A 15,926-nucleotide genomic window follows, 5' to 3' on the forward strand; every position below is an offset into this window, starting at 1 on the left:
CCGGTCGCGGGCGGCCAACCACGTCGACCGCCATCGGCAACAGCGGAGACGACGAACGCCGCGACTCGAATTTCCGTCCGAATCGGAGTCCTCCCGCAGGGCCCGCTCCCACGGTTCCCGGCGCATACTGGACGCAATGACGAAATCAGCAGCAGTCCGGCGACACCTGCCCACCAGTCCCTTCAAAGCCAGGGTCGAGGCGCCACCCAAACGGTTCGCCGTAGGCGACCGCGTCACTCACGACAGCTACGGCCTCGGCCGGGTCATCGGCCTCGAAGGCGACGGCGACATCGCGGTACTTGTCGACTTCGGATCGCAGCAGGAGCGCATCACCCCGCCGTACACCGCGATGTTCAAACTCTGACTCCGAGCGCCGCTGATCAGGGCCCGCGGCCTCGTCCACGTGCCGTGCCGCTCGCGGGCGCCCGGGGGCCGGCCTGATGCTGGGATGGTGGCCGGGCGAGGATCCGATCGTGCCGACGCGCTCCCAGCCTCACCGCATCCCGAAGGTTCCGCTGCCGACGGCCTCGGCCCAATGCCGGTGACTTTGCGTTCTGCCGCGGCCCTCTGCCCGAAGCATCGCCACAGGTCAGCGGCTCGCGATCGCTGTTAAGTCAGTGGCATTGCTCCTAGTACTCCTGCTGTGGATCGTGATCTTCCGCCTCCTCGCCTGCATGGTCTTCACCGTCGCCGTCGTCACTGGCCGTGCCCCGGCCGGTTCCTCGGCGCGGGTATCTGGGGCGGTGAGCTGCCTTGGTGACGGGTGCGGCCCGGTGTCGCGAGTCGCAGTGGGCGGCCCAGGTCACCGCTTGAGGAGCGCCTCCAGGGCTGCGGACAGATATGCGGGGTCGGCTGGGACAGTGCTCGGGGCCGCGTGGGCCAGCTGGGCGTGGCCCACGTAGCTGGTGTAGAGGAGGAAGCCGCGCTGGTGGGCCACGGGCGGCGGGAAGCCGAGCAGTTCGAAGAGGTGGGCGAGGTAGCCGACCCGGCGCTCGGTGACGCGGGCGAGGGCCGCAGCGACCTCGGGGTGATCGCTCGCGGCGAGCAGTCGTACCTCCAGGGGCTCCTCGGAGGCCGAGGCGGTTGCCCCGCGCAGGAGCGCGCCGAGGCGGGCAGCGGGGTCGGGTTCGGATGCCTCCAACGCCCGGATGATCCGCTCGGTGGATACCTCCTCCCAGCGGGCGAGGGCCGCCGCGACGAGCGCGTCGCGGTTGGCGAAGTGCCAGTAGAAGCTGCCCTTGGTGGCGCCCAGGCTCGCCGCGAGGGGTTCCACCGCGATTCCGGCGATGCCGCGTTCGGCGAGCGCGGCCAGGGCCGCGTCCGCCCAGTCGTCGGCAGTGAGGCGCTGGCGGGTGCGTCGTTCCTTGGTGGGCCGAGACTCACGCATGTTCCGTACGGTACCGTATGGAAAAACATACGCTCCCGTATGGAGGTGTGGTCATGCGCAGTGCGCGCACGGTACGCAACGTCCACCAGAGGATCGTCCAGGCCCCGGCCGAGACCGTCGGCGCCCTCGTCGACCGGCTCTCCGCGCCCGACGACCGCCTCTTCCCCACCCCGGTCTGGCCCGCCATGGTCCTCGACGGTCCGCTCGCCGTCGGCGCCGACGGCGGCCACGGCCGGGTCCGCTACCGGGTCACCGCCTACGAGCCCGGGCGCTCCGTCCGGTTCGACATCACTGACGAGGCGCTCGGCGTCGGCTACCACCGGCTCGACGTCGAACCCCTCGGGCCGGACCGCTGCCAGGTCTCCCACATCCTCGAAGTGACCATGGGCACCGGGGCGTTCGCCCTCTTCAAGCTGACGATCGAGCCCGTGCATGACACGATGGTCGAGGAGATCTTCGACAACGTCGAACGGGCCGCCGTCGGCACCCTGCCCCACCCACCGGCCCATCGCTCGCCCCGCGCCCTGCTCGTCAACCGCCTCTTCTGGGCGCGCCCGGCCGCCGTCCCCGTCCCCGCCGACGCCCGCCTGCTGCATGACGCCGTCGAGCGCCCCGACTTCACCGACGCCTGGCGCATGCCGCTCAGCCCCGGGATGGACCGCGACCCGCAGGCCTGGCGGCACGTCCTGCCCCTCCCCGAACACGGTGCCACCGACCGCGAGCTGCTGGTCGGCAAGGATGCTTCCCACCTGGACTTCCGCTCTTCGGTCCTGGTCGACGACGACTCCGTGACGCTGGCCACCGCCGTGCGGCTCCACAACACGCGCGGCCGGCTCTACTTCGCGGTGGTACGCCGCGTCCACCCGTACATGGCACGGCTGATGCTGTGGCGGGCCCACCGGCGGGTAGCGTTTGCGACCCGGCCCGCCGGCGACCGGATTCGGGAGCCCCGCAAGACTTCTAGCACGTACTAGGTCCTGTCCGGTCTCTCTTGTCGGATCAGCGCGCGGCGCCGTTGCCCGCGGTTGGCGGTCAGGTGACGCCGATGTGCTGGACGTGGCCCGTGGCCGGTTCGTGGACGGGCCAGCCGGGATTGCCGGTCTCAGCGAACCGTATCCACGATCGGTGGATACGGGTGGCCAGAGGAGCGGACGGTTCGGTGGTGCCGAGGAGCCCTCGTGGGCCGCGCAGTGATGGCAGGGACAGGTGGTCGAAGACGAACGGCAGCTCCATGACATGGCTGGCGCCCAGTCGCCCGTCGACTGCGTCGGAGCGCCAGACGAATTCGTAGCAGTATGTGTGTCCGGCCGCGGCGCTCGCGTGTGCGGCGGCCATCTGCCGGGTGCCGGTTGTGAACAGACCGTCACCGAGGATGGTGGTGCGCAGCTCGGCGGCCGAGGCGGACGGGTGCCGTGCTCGGTAGGCACGGACGGCCTTGTCGGGGTCGGGGTGGAACTTTGCGGCGGTGTCCAGGAGTTCGGCTTCGGTGGTGCTCGCCAGGAGTCCCAACGGGGCCAGGTAGAGACTGCCCTCGTCGAGATTGGCACCGATCAGCAGGTCGACCTCGCTGCCCCGGCCGGTGGCGACCGCGGTGGCCGGCTGGTGCTCGTTGACCAGGCTGAAGGAGGTGATACCGCCGAGCGGGTCGTGGTGGGTGGACGTGCGCAGGTCCAGGCCGGTCAGGTCGGCCGTGACGGAAACGAGGCGCTCGTCGGGGATGTCGGCCAGGGCTTTGGCGGTGGGTTCGAGGTCCAACTCGCGTCCGAGGGCCGCGGTGACGATGCCGGCTTGGTCGGGAGTGAAGGCGCCGGTGCCGGTGCCGCTCTGGATGATCGCTCGTCGGAACAGGCCGGAGGAGGCCGGGTCGGCGAGGATGCCGCCGACGATGATGGCTCCGGCTGACTGGCCGAAGAGGGTGACGTTGCCGGGGTTGCCGCCGAAGCGGGTGACGTTCTCCTGGATCCAGTGCAGGGCGGCGAGGATGTCGAGCATTCCGCGGTTGTCCGGGGCGTCGGGCAGGTGCAGGAAGCCGGCGATGCCCAGGCGGTAGTTGACGGTGATCAGTACGACGCCGTCGCGCGCGAAAGCCGTTCCGTCGTAGAGCGGTGCACGGCTGGAGCCGGCGACGAAGCCTCCGCCGTGCACGAACACCATGACCGGCCGGGCCGGTTCGTCCTGTTGCGGGGCCCAGATGTTCATGGTGAGGTAGTCATCGCCGCGCTGCCAGCCAGGGCCGAAGTAGGGCGACATGTCGAGGGTGCCGAAGGAGTCCCGGGTGGGCTGGGGTGCGGTCGGACCCGGCCGCGTCGCGTCACGGATCCCGGTCCACCGTTCGTGCGGGCTCGGCGCGGCGAAGCGCGTGCGTCCAAGGGGCGGGGCGGCGTAGGGCACGTCGAGGAAGACCGTGCCGTGTTCGTGGCGGCGGCCGTGGATCCGGCCCGAGGTGGTGGTGACGGTGGCGGGATCGGCGGGTGCCATCTCGGATCTCCTTGGTGCTGGTTGCACAGGTGGATGCCGCCGCTCCGGGGTGGCCGGAGCGGCGGCCGGGGCGAGGTCGCGGTCAGTACCGGGTGATCGGAGCCCAGTTCTTGATCACGAATCCGCTGCCCTTGTGCTCGACTTCCAGGGCGCTGTGGCCGCTGAAGTGCGCGGGCAGCACGAGGGCGCCTGTGTCGGCGGCCCAGCCGAGCAGCTTGCGGCGGCTGGTGCGGGCCTGGGCCGGGTCCTGGCAGAAGCAGCTGTTGTGGTCGGGGTGCATGACCTGCAGGGGGGTGTGTATCAGGTCGCCGGCGAACAGGGCCCGGTCGCTACCGGACTGAAGCTTGACGACGCTGGATCCGGGCGTGTGGCCTGGGGCTGCTTCCAGGCGCAGACTGCCGTCGATGGCGTGGCTGTGCTCCCACAGCTGGACCTGGCCTGCGGCGTGCACGGGGGCGACGCTGTCCTCGAACACGTTCTCGTTGACGCTGCCGGCGATGTCCGGGTTGTTCGCCGGGTTCCAGAACTCGAAGTCGGCCTTGGGCATCAGGTAGGTGGCGTTCGGGAACGTGGGCACCCAGGCACCGTCGGTCAGGCGGGTGTTCCAGCCGACGTGGTCGACATGCAGGTGGGTGTTGACCACCAGGTCGACGTCCTCGGGCCGCACACCGGCGCGAGCGAGGTTGCCGAGGTAGTCCAGCCGAAGGTGGTCCCATCCAGCTACGGCCGGGCGGGTCTTGTCGTTGCCGACGCCGGTGTCGATCAGGATGGTCCTGCCCTCGCTGCGCAGCAGCCAGGTCTGCATCGCGATGGTGACCATGGCGTCGTCGGCACCCAGGTGGTCGGGCACCAGCATCGCGCGGTGATCCTGCCAGGCATGCTCGGGCAGGTCGGGGAAGAACTGGTCCGGAGGCATGATCGGACCGTGCATCTCCTCGATGCGGGTGACGGTGACGGCGCCGAGTTCGAGCTCGTGCGTGTTCTTCATGGTCTGCTCCTGATGTGCGGGTTTCTCGGTGGGCCGGGGGCGGCCGTGACGGGCCGGCCCCGGTGTCGGCAGAGCGGGGCGGCCCGGGGGGCTGGTGTGCTTCCCCGGGGGTGCGGTTGCGGGTGGCGGAGTGCTAGTGGTTCAGGTGGGCGCGGATCAGGTTGGGGTCCTTGGTGGTGACGTACGCGGCGCTCAGCACGTAGACGGTGTCGCCGCGCAGGGCGATGGAGGTGGGGTTCTGCAGGCCGTCGGCTGGGGTCAGCACGATGGAGTGGCTGCCGTCGCTCTGGACGAGCGCGACCTCGCTGGGGCCGTTGAGGGCGGCCAGCAGCTGGTCGCCGTGGCCGGTGAAGGCGAAGTCGTCGATCCCCGGCAGGCCGGTGGCCCGGGTCTGAACCTCGCCGGCGCGCCCGTCCCTGAGGATGGGGATGCGCAGGACGGTGCCCTTGTCGAGGTTGGTGGCCCACAGCGCGCCGTTGTGGATCTTCAGGCCGTTGGCGCCGAGAAACCCGGCGGGGGCCAGTTCGGGGGCGGTGGACCAGGCGGTGGGGGTGCCGCCGGTGGTGGGCACGCTCCAGATGGTGCCGAGCACGGAGTCGGTGACGTAGAGGGTGTGGGTGCAAGGGTCCAGGGCCAGGCCGTTGGGCAGGCCGCCCGCGGGCAGTGCGGCGATCCGCTGGGGTTCGCCGCCGGGGCGCAGGCGCCACACGCCGGTGAGGTCGGGGGTGCCGGTGGCGTAGAGGAAGTAGAGGGTGCCGTCGTGGGCACGGACGATGCCGACGGTCAGCGGGAAGCCCAGGGCCGGGGTGTGGATACCCCCGTCGGCGGGCTTGGGCAGGGTGGCCAGGATCCGGATGGTGCCCTTGGGGGAGATCTCGGCGACCTGGCGGCCCTCGGCGAAGGTGACGTATGCGGCGCCGCCTGGTGCCAGGGCGATGTTCTCCGGCGTCTGACCCTTGGTCAGGTCGAAGTGCACGGCGATTCGTGCGCTGCTCAGCGGGGCGGAGGCGGCCGACGCCGACGCCGGGCTGACTGCCGCGGCCGCGGCCGCGACCAGGAGCGCCGCCGATACAGCGGACCTGGAGAGCTTCTTGAACATGGTTCCTTCACTGGTTTTCGGGCATGCGGCAGCAACGCGCCGACGCACGGATGGGAAATGGTGGATTCTGCTCGGGGCCGGGCGGCCCCGGGGCTGCTCGCGGCGGCGGCCGGTCGTCGGCCGTGCCTGGGTGGGGCAGGGGTGCTCGCAGGTGCCGGCCGAGCGCCCGGTGGCGTTGTGCGGGGTCAGGCGGTGCCGACCCGGGGCCCCGTCCGTACCGGGTCGGCCGGGATGGTGTTCTGGGCGACGGCCTGGGCGAGGAGGGCCAGCGCGGCCCGTGAGGGCGATTCGGCCTCCGTGGTGGCGACCACGATGTTGGGGCCGGGCCCCTGACTGAGGGTCTGCTGGACCACGGTCAGCGGGCCGACCAGCGGGTGGCGCATCTCGTAGCTGGCGACGGTGCACGCCTTGACCCGGTGGTCGGCCCACATCGAGGCGAACTCAGAGCTCTTGGCGCTCAGTTCACCCAGCAGCACGTGCAACGCCGGGTCCTGCGGGTGCCGGGCCGCCATCAGGCGCAGGTTCCCCACCACCGCCCTGGCCTTGCTCGGCCAGTCCGCGTACAGGTCGCGGGTATGACCGTCGAGGAACACCAGTCTGGCCATGTTGGGACGCTGCGCCGACAGGTCCGGCGCGCCACCGTCCAGGTGACCGGCGAACAGCGCGTGGCCCAGGCGATTCCACGCCAGCACGTCACTGCGCCGGCCGAGCACGATCGCGGGGACGTCAGCCAGCACGTCCAGCAACTGACTTGTCGCCTCCGTCACGCGCTCCGGTGCGGGCCGCCGGACCCGAGTGCGATGCCTGTCCACCTGCACCAGGTCATGCAGGTATCGCCGCTCGGAGCCGTCCAGCCGCAGAGCTGACGCGATCGCGTCCAGCACCTCGGGCGACGCGCTCAGCGACTGCCCCTGCTCCAGCCGCGTGTAGTAGGAGGCGCTCACACCCGCCAGCAGCGCCAACTCCTCGCGCCGAAGGCCCGGCACACGCCGACGCTCCCCATAGGTGGGCACCCCGACATCCTCGGGACGCAGCTGAGAGCGCCGAGCCTGCAAGAAGTCCCCGAGCTGCGATTTTCCGGTCATGGATCCGAGTATGAGTCGACTCGACACGCTCAGCCTGACCCAGCTGTGGATAGGCACCAGCCGGTCTGGCTCTCCGGCGGGACTGCTGGTGACGTGGATGTCGCCGACCCGGCACCACCCCGCACACACCGGAGGACGCAGTGAGCGCCATCAGCAGTGAACACGACCGCATCGAGGCTCTGGACGCAGCGGGCTTCACCTTCACCCGACGCGCATGGGTCGATGCCCCACCCACCCGGGTCTATGACCTGGTCAGTGACGTGTCCGCGATCAGCCGCTGGAGCCCCAACGCGACCGACGTCGTCTTCGACCAGGGCGCCGGGCCTCGGGTAGGCGCCTGGTTCAGCGGGCGCAATCAGAAGGACGGCAGGCAATGGACCACCCGCTCCCAGGTCGTACGAGCCGACCCCGGCGAAGCCTTCACCTTCGTGGTCGGCGGCGCCGAAGACGGCATCGTGCAGTGGAGCTGGACCTTCCGCCCCCAGGGACGCGGAACCCTCGTCGAGCAGTCCTGGCAGCTCCTGCGCCTCGACCCGGTGCTCGGCACCACCCGCGGCGACCTCGACTCACTCCGCGACTACATGACGAACAGCGTTGAAGCCACTCTGATCTCCCTCGCTCAATGGATCGCCGAAGAGTGAGGGTGCGCCGAGGATCTCCTTCGGAGAGGGCGACGTCGTCGGCAGGCAGGTTGTCGACCTCCCGGCGCGGGTTCCTGTCCTTGTCTGTCAGACGGCCTAGCCCCGATGCCAGTGACTTTAGGTTGTTCCTGGCTGGGTGATGGTGACTGTTGCCGATTCTGGCGGCGGCCAGTTGCGGTGGTGGGCGCGTTTGAGGGGCCAGTTGGACATCTTGCGTTTGTTGACGCGGGGGCAGGTCCGCTGGCGGCGTTCGGGCAGTACGCGTTCGGTGATCTCGATGCCCTCGTGCAGGGCGGCCTGGTGCATCAACTGTCGGATTGCGTAGTGGACGAGCAGGAGGCCGTAGACCTCCTGCTCGGCACTTGGAGCGCAGGACGAGTCTGGGGCCGCGCTGGTGGGTCTTGATCTCGGCCAGGGTGGTCTCGATCTCCCAGCGCTGGGTGTAGAGCGCGGCCAACTCGGCGGCCGGTGCATGCTTCGGGTCCAGGAGGGTGGTGATCAGCCGGTAGAGCGTGGCCTCGCCGGTGCGGGCCAGGGTGTACTCGATGACCCGAGCGGTCACCGGGTTGCGGCGGGCCTTGCGGTCCTGCTCGGCGTGGACCGTGCTGAGATAGGAGCCGTCTTCAAGGACCCGATCTCCGGCGGCTGCGGGTCTCCTCTGGTGTTTCGGTGCCGCACCGGTAACATGAGTCCTCCTCGCGTTTGCGTCAGGAGGCTGTCATGCCGGACCGCTTCGACCTGCCGGCGGGGTTCCGCTGGGGTGTCGCCACCGCCGCCTACCAGATCGAGGGGGCGGTGAGCGAGGACGGGCGCGGCCCCTCGGTGTGGGACGTCTTCGCGGCTCGCCCGGGTGCCGTCCGGGACGGGCACACGGGTGCGGTGGCGTGCGACCACTACCACCGCTACGCCGAGGACATCGAGCTGATGCGCGGGCTCGGGCTCGACGGGTACCGCTTCTCCATCTCCTGGTCGCGGGTGCTGCCCACTGGTACCGGGCCCGTGAACCCCGCCGGACTCGCCTTCTATGACCGCCTGGTCGACGCGTTGTTGGAAGCGGGCATCACCCCGCTCCCCACCCTCTTCCACTGGGACCTCCCACAGGCGCTGGAGGACGAGGGCGGCTGGCTCAACCGCGACACCGCGTACCGCTTCGCCGAGTACGCCGCCGTCATGGCCGACCGCCTCGGCGACCGCGTCCCGACGTGGATCACCCTCAACGAGCCCTTCGTCCACACGGTCTTCGGCTACGCGCTGGGCACCCACGCCCCCGGCCGCACTTTGATGTTCGAGGCCCTGCCCGCTGCCCACCACCAGCTCCTGGCCCACGGGTTGGCGGCCTCCGTCCTGCATGACCGGGGCCTGGAGGTGATGCTCTCCAACAACCTCACGCCGGTGTGGCCGGCTTCCCCCTCGCCCGGCGACGTGGCCGCCGCCGAGGCCTACGACGCCCTGCACAACCGCCTGTTCACCGATCCCGTCCTCCTCGGCTGCTACCCCGACCTCTCCGCCCTCGGCGTTCCCGTCGACATCTTCGGCGCCGTCCGCCCCGAGGACGTCGATCTCATCCACGCCCCCGGCCTCGACGGCCTCGGCCTCAACTACTACAACCCCACCCGCGTCGCCGCCCCCACCGACAAAGCCCTCCCCTTCGACCTCGTCGACATCCCCGACGTCCCCCACACCGCCTTCGGCTGGCCCGTCGTCCCCGACGGCCTTCGCCGACTCCTCGCCCACCTGCGCGAGTCGTACGGCGAGGCCCTCCCGCCCATCACCGTCACCGAAAACGGCTGCTCCGTCGAAGAGTCCACCACCCCCGACCAACCCCGCATCGACTTCCTGGCCACCCACCTCGACGCCCTGGCCCAAGCCATCACCGAGGGCGCCGACGTCCGCGGCTACTACACGTGGTCACTGATTGATAACTATGAGTGGGCGGAGGGGTTCAGTCAGAAGTTCGGTCTCGTCCACGTTGATTTCGACACGCAGCGCCGCACGCCGAGGGCCTCGTACGCGTGGTACCGGGACCTGATCGCTGCCCATCGGAAGCGGTCCGCGAAGTAGGCGGGGGCCAGCGGGATTCTCAACGCATGTGCCACATCGCCGATTTGGGTCACATCGAGGTCTCCGATTCGGAGCCTCGCTACAAAGACCGCCTGTTCGACGGGCTCGAGGGCTACCACCAACACGGTTGCGTGCCGGGGATATGAAGCGAACGGCCTGCCTATCAGGTGTACCTGGGCGGCGTGACTGACGGGCGCCTCAGGCCAACTACAGACGGGGGTACCGAGCGGGCGGCGGCAGGCCGCCGCCCGCTCGGTACTCATTCGCGGATGTTGCGGATGTGGACGGCCAGCCGTCGTCCGTTCTCGTCGCAAGTGACGGTGGTTCCGGCAGAGTGGCCGGCGAGGGCCTTGCCCAGGGCGGTGAAGGGGCTGAGTTGGGTGGTTCCTTCGTCGAAGGGCTTACCCGATGTGATTTCGAACTCCTGCTCCCCGTCCTCGTCGTCGAAGCACAGGGTCACCACGCGGCCGGGACTGACGACGTCGGCCGGAGCGGTACGGTCGCCGGTGAGGTAGGCCTTGAGGAGGGCAGCGCGAGCTTCCAGGTCGGCGTGATGGTCCCGCTCGCGCCGGACCTGATCTGCTCGGGTGCGCGGCCCGGACCGATGGTCGGTCGAGGTCCGTTGCTCCAACCGCGCACGGATCTGGCTCAGCTCGTGGTCGATGCGCTGTCCGACAGGACCTGACAGCAGCTCCTGTCGGGACGTGACCGGAGAACCGGGAGCAGGGATCGCGGGCGCGGTAGCCGGGCCCGCCGTGGTGGGCGGCGGTACGGAGCCGGTCCGGTCCGAGGTCTGTTGGGCGGGGATGCCGAACGCCTCGTGCAGTTGCTCCGGAGCGCCGACCGCGCGCTCGACAGCTTCCTTGAGCCGAGCCTCGGCGCCTGCCCGGTTGCGGTACCAGTCCGTGCCCCAGATCCGGTGCAGATTCCAGCCCAAGCCGGAGAGTACGGACTCGCGAAGCCTGTCCCGGTCCCGTGCCGCCTTCGACGAGTGGTACATCGCACCGTCGCACTCGATTCCGAGTGCGTACCGCCCCGGCCGTCGAGGGTCGCGGACGCCCAAGTCGATCCGGTAGCCGGCTACGCCGACCTGCGGCCGTACGGTGTAGCCCCAGCCTTGCAGTACCTCCAGCACCGATTCCTCGAACGGGCTCTCGGGAGGTGCTTCCTCTCCTTCCAGTTCCTGCGCCAGAACGGAGGGGCCGTGCTTGGCGTACTTGAGGTAGCGGGAGAAGTAGCGGAAGCTCTCGCCTCCGGTTTCGCCGAGCTCGTCGGGGTCGAAGGAGGCGACGACCTCGACCCGGTACCGTGCTCGGGTCACGGCGACGTTCAGGCGGCGCCAGCCGCCCGCCCGGTTCATCGGGCCGAAGTTGCGGGAGACCTTGCCGCCGGGCTGCTGCGGGCCGTAACCGACCGACATGATGATGACGTCGCGTTCGTCGCCCTGGACGGTCTCCAGGTTCTTGATGAAGAAACCGTCCAGGCGGTCCTCGGAGAAGTGCTCGTCCAGATCGGGTCGGCCATGCCTGGCGTCGTCGACGGCTTCCCGGATGGCGTCCGCCTGGGCTTGGGAGAGGGCGACCACGCCGAGCGAGCGGCCAGAACGGGTGTCGAAGTGGTGGATCACTCGGCGGGCCACCTCCCTGGCCTCCAGCGGGTTGTTACGAGCACCGGCTCCGGGCTGGTAGCACCCGTCCGCCGCTCGTACGAAGGCCACGCCCACGTCAGGGCTGTCGGCCAGCGCACCTGGGAAGGTGGTCATCGATTGCTTGTAGAACTCGTGGTTGCTGAAGGCGATCAGGTGCTCGTGGCGGCTGCGGTAGTGCCAGCGCAGTGAGAGGTTCTTGATCATCCCGCTGCCCTTGGCCAGGGTGAGCAGGGACTCGTAGCTGGTCGGCCTGTCCTCCGCCTCGCCAGGGACGGCGTCGTCCTCGTCCTCGTCCTCGCCCGCGGTGAAGAAGGCGGTCGGCGGGAGCTGCTTCTCGTCGCCCGCGACGATCAGGGCACGGCCGCGGTAGACGCAGTTGATGGCGTCCTGCGGCAGGACCTGGGATGCCTCGTCGAAGATGACCACGTCGAACATGAAGTCCGGTGGGAGCAGCCTGCTGACCATCAACGGGCTCATCATGAAGCAGGGTTTGACGAGCCGTACGGCCTTGTCCGCCTCATTGAGCAGCGTACGGACCGGCTTGTGACGGGTCTTCTTGCGGCCCTCGGTGTTCAGCAGTCTGGTGCTCGCGTCACGCAGCACACCGGGCCGACGGGCGTCGCAGGCTCGTGCCACCTGGATCCGGGCGTGTTCGAGCAGGATCCGGTCGACCTTCCGGAACTCCGTCACCCGGTCGTCACGGTCTTGGGACCGGGTCCAGAGCAGTCGGCCGTCGTTCTCGATGACGCGGTCCGCCCATGAACGGAGGACGGCCTTCTCGGCGACGGCGCGGAAGTCGTCCCGTTCCACGCCCGCCTTGACGGCCCGCACCACCAGATCGCCGAGGTGCCGCGCATCGAGCACCCGTCGGCCGCGCAGATACGCCGCCCAGTCGTCCGGCCCACCGCGGTCACCGTCCAACTGGGCCAGCAGGGCCTCGGCGGACGCGAGGTCCCGCGTCAGGGCGAGTTGCAGCTGTTGCTCCCGCTCGGCGATGAACAACCCGGTCAGCTGGGCGCTCGCGCGGGACCAGCCGGCCACGGAGTCCTCCAGCTCCGCATCCCGCCTGGCGGCGTGGAGCGGCTTCGAGCTCTCGACCCGGAAGACCTGGCCGGTGACGAGGCCACATGCCTTCCGCAGCTCGGCGACCCACACGACGGCCGCTCGGAGAGCCGACGGATCGGTGGCGCGTCCACGGTAGAGGTCCTCAAGGAACTGCCGGTCCTGTGCGGCGGGAGCCTCGAACTGCTCGTTCGCCGCGACGGCGTCGGACACCAGCTTCAGGGCATCCAGCGCGCCGCGCAGGGTCCAGTGGGTGCGGCCCGACACCGAGCCCACGGTCTGCAGTACGTCCCTCGCCGCTTGGAGCGGCGGCAGCTGGTCCCGGCTCCACCGGGCGGCCGAGGCGATCGGTTCGTCCTCCAGTGTGTAGGGAGCGCCGACGGCCGGCGGGGGGACCAGCGAGTCCCGCCACCGGGTGAGGATCTCCGCGGCCTGCGACGCGGCGGTCCGAGCCGCCGTGCGAGGACTTCCGCCGTGCGCGAGTTCTCCTCGCAGGGCCTCCGGGTTCGTCACCCGTGGCGCGAGATCCAAGATCTCCTCGGCGCGGACGAGCAGGTCGGCGGCGGCGTCGAAGTCGGTGTCCTCGCCCTTCCAGAGGTGTGCCAGTGCCTGGCTCTCCAACCGGGCTTCCTGCGCCAGTGCCTGCTGGGCTTTCTGCCATGCGACTGCGCTGGGCAGCGCGGCGATGACGTGCTTGGTGCACTTGCCCTGATGCGGAAGTAGCGTGCGGACGAGTCGGCGGTCGGTTCGGCGTCCGGCCGAGAACCGGCCGGCGAAGGTCTGGTGAACGGTGGCGAAGCGCTGTGCGACCTCCTCCAACGACTCCTCCTCCAGCACACGGTCGGTGAAGACCTGCTGGGCCTTGCCCCGTGCCGCTCGCAGGTTGTCGATCGCCTCTGACAAGCGGGACAGGGCCGTCCGGGCGGCGCTGAGCCCTTCCGGGGTCAGCCAGCGGGCAGGCGGCTTCTGCGTGGGCGGGACAGCCGAGAATGCGGCCAGCCGAGCCAGTCGGAGGGCGTCCTCGCTGGTGACCGGCTCCGGAACGCCGTACATCCTGGCGGCGCCGGTGGAGAGTTGGCAGGCCTGGTCCAGCGCATCGGCGTCGGTCGCCAGCTGAGCGACCAGTGCCATCGCCTGGTCGGCTGTCAGGACCGTCAGATCCAGCGTCGAGGACGGGAGGTTCGAGGGCGCGGACCACTCGGTCGCCTCGGCACGTGATCCGGTCGATGCGAGATCCACCCAGCTGGCACCGAGCGCAGCCACCGCTCGCTGTTCTGCCTCCACGGCGTGGGAGTACCGCCCGATGAACGACTCGACTGTGGAGCTGAGGTGGGGGAAGTCCAGGCCCAGCCAGGCGACGGGAAGCGTGGGGCGTTTCTCGCTCACGCGCAGTGCTTCGACCAGACGGGCCGCGTCGTGCAGGCCCTCCCACCCCATGGCGCGGAGCAGGGCCGCGTGCGGGGCGAGAGTGCGGCGGATGCCGTCGAGCTTCTCCAACGCTCGGTCCAAGGCCTCCAGTTCGCCACGAACGCCGGAAAGGTCCCGCCAGACGAAGGCCTCGCCCTCAACGGCGGGACGCCAGGATCGGGCGATCCAGCCGGCGGCCTCGGTGATCTGGCGCAGAACTTCCTCCGTCAGCCCGCTGGCGTCGAAGGACGGTTCCGGGCGCAGCGGATGGACGTGCTCCAGCAGGGCGATGCGGCCGAGGACCGTGTGGAGGGACGCACCGAGGCCGGCGCGGCGCTCGTTCATCGCCGCGGCGTAGCCGGAGAGTTCTTCGCGGAGATCTTTCACCGCGGAGCGTTCGCCGTTTCTGGGGCCGGGGAACGAGCGCGGCGGGGCTTCGAGTGCCCTGCCGAGTTCCTGGGCGACCTGCTTCCGGCCCATGGTGTTGCTGTGCAGGGCCAGCACGTAGTCGTCGAGACCCACGTCCTTGAGCCTGTTGCGCACGACGTCGAGAGCTGCCGCCTTCTCGCTGACGAAGAGGACGGTTCGCCCCTGGTCCAGGAGTCCGGCGATGATGTTGGTGATCGTCTGGCTCTTGCCGGTGCCGGGCGGCCCGTCCATGACGAAGCTCCGGCCTTCGACGGCGGCGGCCACACACTGGCGTTGGGAAGAATCGGAGTCCAGGACGAGTGGAGTCTGCTCGGGAGGCTGGAGCTGGTCGATCCGGTCGAGCGGAACAGGGTCGAAGTCGAAGGTAGTGGCGGGAAGGTTCGAGCTTCCGCCCAGGCCGATCGCGCGAACCAGGTGGCTCTTCAGGATTCGAGTCCGGTTCTCCTTGAGGTCGCGGTACATGGCCTCCTTGCTGGAGTTGAAGGCGTCGAGCACGACCCGGTCATCGACCGACCATCCCTCGCGCTTCGAGGCCCTCCGGCGAACCTGGTCCAGCAGCGCAGGGACATCGGGGAGGTCGACCTGTTCCGGACTCGGCCAATCGACCCCGAGTTCCTCCATCTTGATCGCCAGGGCCGGGTTGAGGGTCACTTCCTCGTCGCCGTTGATTTCCAGCAGGTAGGAGTCGCCCTTCCACCGGCGGAGCGTCACGGGCACCAGCACCAGGGGTGAGACGACGCTCTCCGCCGACGGTGCCGGTCGCCACTTCAGGAAACCGACGCCCAGATGGAGCACCCACAGGCCGTAGTCGTTGAACTTCTCCTTCGCGACAGTCACCAGCCGCCGCAGATGGCGGTCCTGCTCGGCCTGCGTCGCCTTCGAGGTGACGAGTTCGACTCGCTGGACTGGGCGCCTGGCACCGGCCCGGGAGGCCGGTGTGTCGATCGGTCGGCTCCCGGCCAGGGCCACCGCCTGTCGTAATGGCTTGTCGAGCTGTACGGGCAGGGCCGACTGCGTCGCTGCGGCGTCCGGTTCGGGCTCCTTGACCGGCGCGAAGACGCATCCGTCGGTGAGCCGGTCGAGGATGGCGGACATTCCCGGAGCGGTGATGTCCATGCCGGCCTGGTTCCTGGTGCGGCGGTAGCTCACCAGCCGGTTACGGAAGCCGAGATCGATGAGGGCCCGCTGCCAGTGGTCGAGCAGTCCCTCCAGCGGGTCGGTGCCACTCCGGCTTCCGGGGCGTCGGTGTTCCAAGCCGGACAACTCCGTTCTGTCATAAGCAGGGTACGCAGATGAGCGCGCTGAATGAGCCTAGTGCGTGGTGCGACGCCGATGGCGTTCGTGGCCGATCTGAGACCCGGCGTTCGGGGCCCGGTGCCCGGCGGTTGCCGGGCACCGGACGGTGGATCACTCGTCGGTGTCGAATCCGAGGTCGAGGAGCAACTGCTCGGCAGGCGGAGCCGGCTCGGGAGCCTGGTCCACGAGGTCGGTCGGGTCCACCACATCGTCCTCCTCGTGAGGGAGCGCGTACTCGTCGGCGAGGGGGTTCCGAAGGCATCCAGAGCCCCTTGGCGATGCCGCCGCGCTGCTGGCCCGCGAGGTCCTCGGCGAGTTCCTCCCGCTCGGCCCGGAACACCGGAC

The 15,926-nt window shown here is 69.8% G+C and carries 10 protein-coding genes and 1 pseudogene; 4 read left to right on the forward strand and 7 right to left on the reverse strand.

What is annotated here, in order from left to right:
* Positions 1–136 precede the first annotated feature (136 nt).
* Positions 137–364: a hypothetical protein gene (locus tag ABZW30_RS35815; RefSeq protein ID WP_355675435.1), complete on the forward strand. Its 228-nt coding sequence runs from the start codon at positions 137–139 to the stop codon at positions 362–364.
* Positions 365–802: 438 nt separating this feature from the next.
* Here the strand turns inward: ABZW30_RS35815 and ABZW30_RS35820 are convergent, their stop codons facing one another.
* Complete coding sequence (locus tag ABZW30_RS35820; protein WP_355675436.1) at positions 803–1,387, reverse strand: TetR/AcrR family transcriptional regulator; 585 nt, start codon at positions 1,385–1,387, stop codon at positions 803–805.
* A 53-nt stretch (positions 1,388–1,440) separates the two neighbouring features.
* Here ABZW30_RS35820 and ABZW30_RS35825 point away from each other — a divergent pair, with 53 nt between their 5' ends.
* On the forward strand, positions 1,441–2,361 hold the full coding sequence (locus ABZW30_RS35825) for a DUF2867 domain-containing protein (RefSeq protein ID WP_355675437.1): 921 nt from the start codon (positions 1,441–1,443) through the stop codon (positions 2,359–2,361).
* Positions 2,362–2,419: 58 nt separating this feature from the next.
* Here the strand turns inward: ABZW30_RS35825 and ABZW30_RS35830 are convergent, their stop codons facing one another.
* The 4 genes from ABZW30_RS35830 to ABZW30_RS35845 form a co-directional block, all read right to left on the reverse strand.
* Entirely contained in the window at positions 2,420–3,865 is a 1,446-nt protein-coding gene (locus ABZW30_RS35830) for a carboxylesterase family protein (RefSeq protein WP_355675438.1), read from the reverse strand.
* 82 nt (positions 3,866–3,947) lie between these two features.
* Positions 3,948–4,853, reverse strand: coding sequence for an MBL fold metallo-hydrolase (locus ABZW30_RS35835; RefSeq protein WP_355675439.1), 906 nt, complete (start codon positions 4,851–4,853; stop codon positions 3,948–3,950).
* 133 nt (positions 4,854–4,986) lie between these two features.
* Positions 4,987–5,952 carry a hypothetical protein gene (locus ABZW30_RS35840; RefSeq protein ID WP_355675440.1) on the reverse strand — a complete coding sequence of 322 codons (966 nt, stop codon included), beginning with the start codon at positions 5,950–5,952 and terminating at the stop codon, positions 4,987–4,989.
* A 185-nt stretch (positions 5,953–6,137) separates the two neighbouring features.
* Positions 6,138–7,037: a helix-turn-helix transcriptional regulator gene (locus ABZW30_RS35845; RefSeq protein WP_355675441.1), complete on the reverse strand. Its 900-nt coding sequence runs from the start codon at positions 7,035–7,037 to the stop codon at positions 6,138–6,140.
* A gap of 140 nt (positions 7,038–7,177) precedes the next feature.
* Between ABZW30_RS35845 and ABZW30_RS35850 the strand changes: the two genes are divergently transcribed.
* Entirely contained in the window at positions 7,178–7,678 is a 501-nt protein-coding gene (locus ABZW30_RS35850; RefSeq protein ID WP_355675442.1) for an SRPBCC family protein, read from the forward strand.
* A gap of 291 nt (positions 7,679–7,969) precedes the next feature.
* Here ABZW30_RS35850 and ABZW30_RS35855 read toward each other — a convergent pair.
* Positions 7,970–8,315 (reverse strand): annotated as a pseudogene (locus tag ABZW30_RS35855) (transposase); the annotation flags it as partial.
* 83 nt (positions 8,316–8,398) lie between these two features.
* Between ABZW30_RS35855 and ABZW30_RS35860 the strand changes: the two are divergent.
* A complete protein-coding gene (locus ABZW30_RS35860; RefSeq protein ID WP_355675443.1) occupies positions 8,399–9,739 on the forward strand; it encodes a GH1 family beta-glucosidase in 1,341 nt (446 codons plus the stop codon).
* Positions 9,740–9,998: 259 nt separating this feature from the next.
* Here ABZW30_RS35860 and ABZW30_RS35865 read toward each other — a convergent pair whose 3' ends face one another.
* Positions 9,999–15,539, reverse strand: a complete 5,541-nt coding sequence (locus ABZW30_RS35865; protein ID WP_355675444.1) for a DUF4011 domain-containing protein — start codon at positions 15,537–15,539, stop codon at positions 9,999–10,001.
* Positions 15,540–15,926 lie beyond the last annotated feature (387 nt).

Source organism: Kitasatospora sp. NPDC004669, from assembly GCF_040609455.1.
GTDB lineage: Bacteria > Actinomycetota > Actinomycetes > Streptomycetales > Streptomycetaceae > Kitasatospora.

Excerpts from the sequence above, each read along its gene's own strand:
- ABZW30_RS35815 (WP_355675435.1), top strand. The coding sequence starts at position 137 with ATGACGAAATCAGCAGCAGTCCGGCGACACCTGCCCACCAGTCCCTTC.
- ABZW30_RS35825 (WP_355675437.1), top strand. The coding sequence starts at position 1,441 with ATGCGCAGTGCGCGCACGGTACGCAACGTCCACCAGAGGATCGTCCAG.
- ABZW30_RS35830 (WP_355675438.1), bottom strand. The coding sequence starts at position 3,865 with ATGGCACCCGCCGATCCCGCCACCGTCACCACCACCTCGGGCCGGATC.
- ABZW30_RS35835 (WP_355675439.1), bottom strand. The coding sequence starts at position 4,853 with ATGAAGAACACGCACGAGCTCGAACTCGGCGCCGTCACCGTCACCCGC.
- ABZW30_RS35820 (WP_355675436.1), bottom strand. The coding sequence starts at position 1,387 with ATGCGTGAGTCTCGGCCCACCAAGGAACGACGCACCCGCCAGCGCCTC.
- ABZW30_RS35845 (WP_355675441.1), bottom strand. The coding sequence starts at position 7,037 with ATGACCGGAAAATCGCAGCTCGGGGACTTCTTGCAGGCTCGGCGCTCT.
- ABZW30_RS35840 (WP_355675440.1), bottom strand. The coding sequence starts at position 5,952 with ATGTTCAAGAAGCTCTCCAGGTCCGCTGTATCGGCGGCGCTCCTGGTC.
- ABZW30_RS35860 (WP_355675443.1), top strand. The coding sequence starts at position 8,399 with ATGCCGGACCGCTTCGACCTGCCGGCGGGGTTCCGCTGGGGTGTCGCC.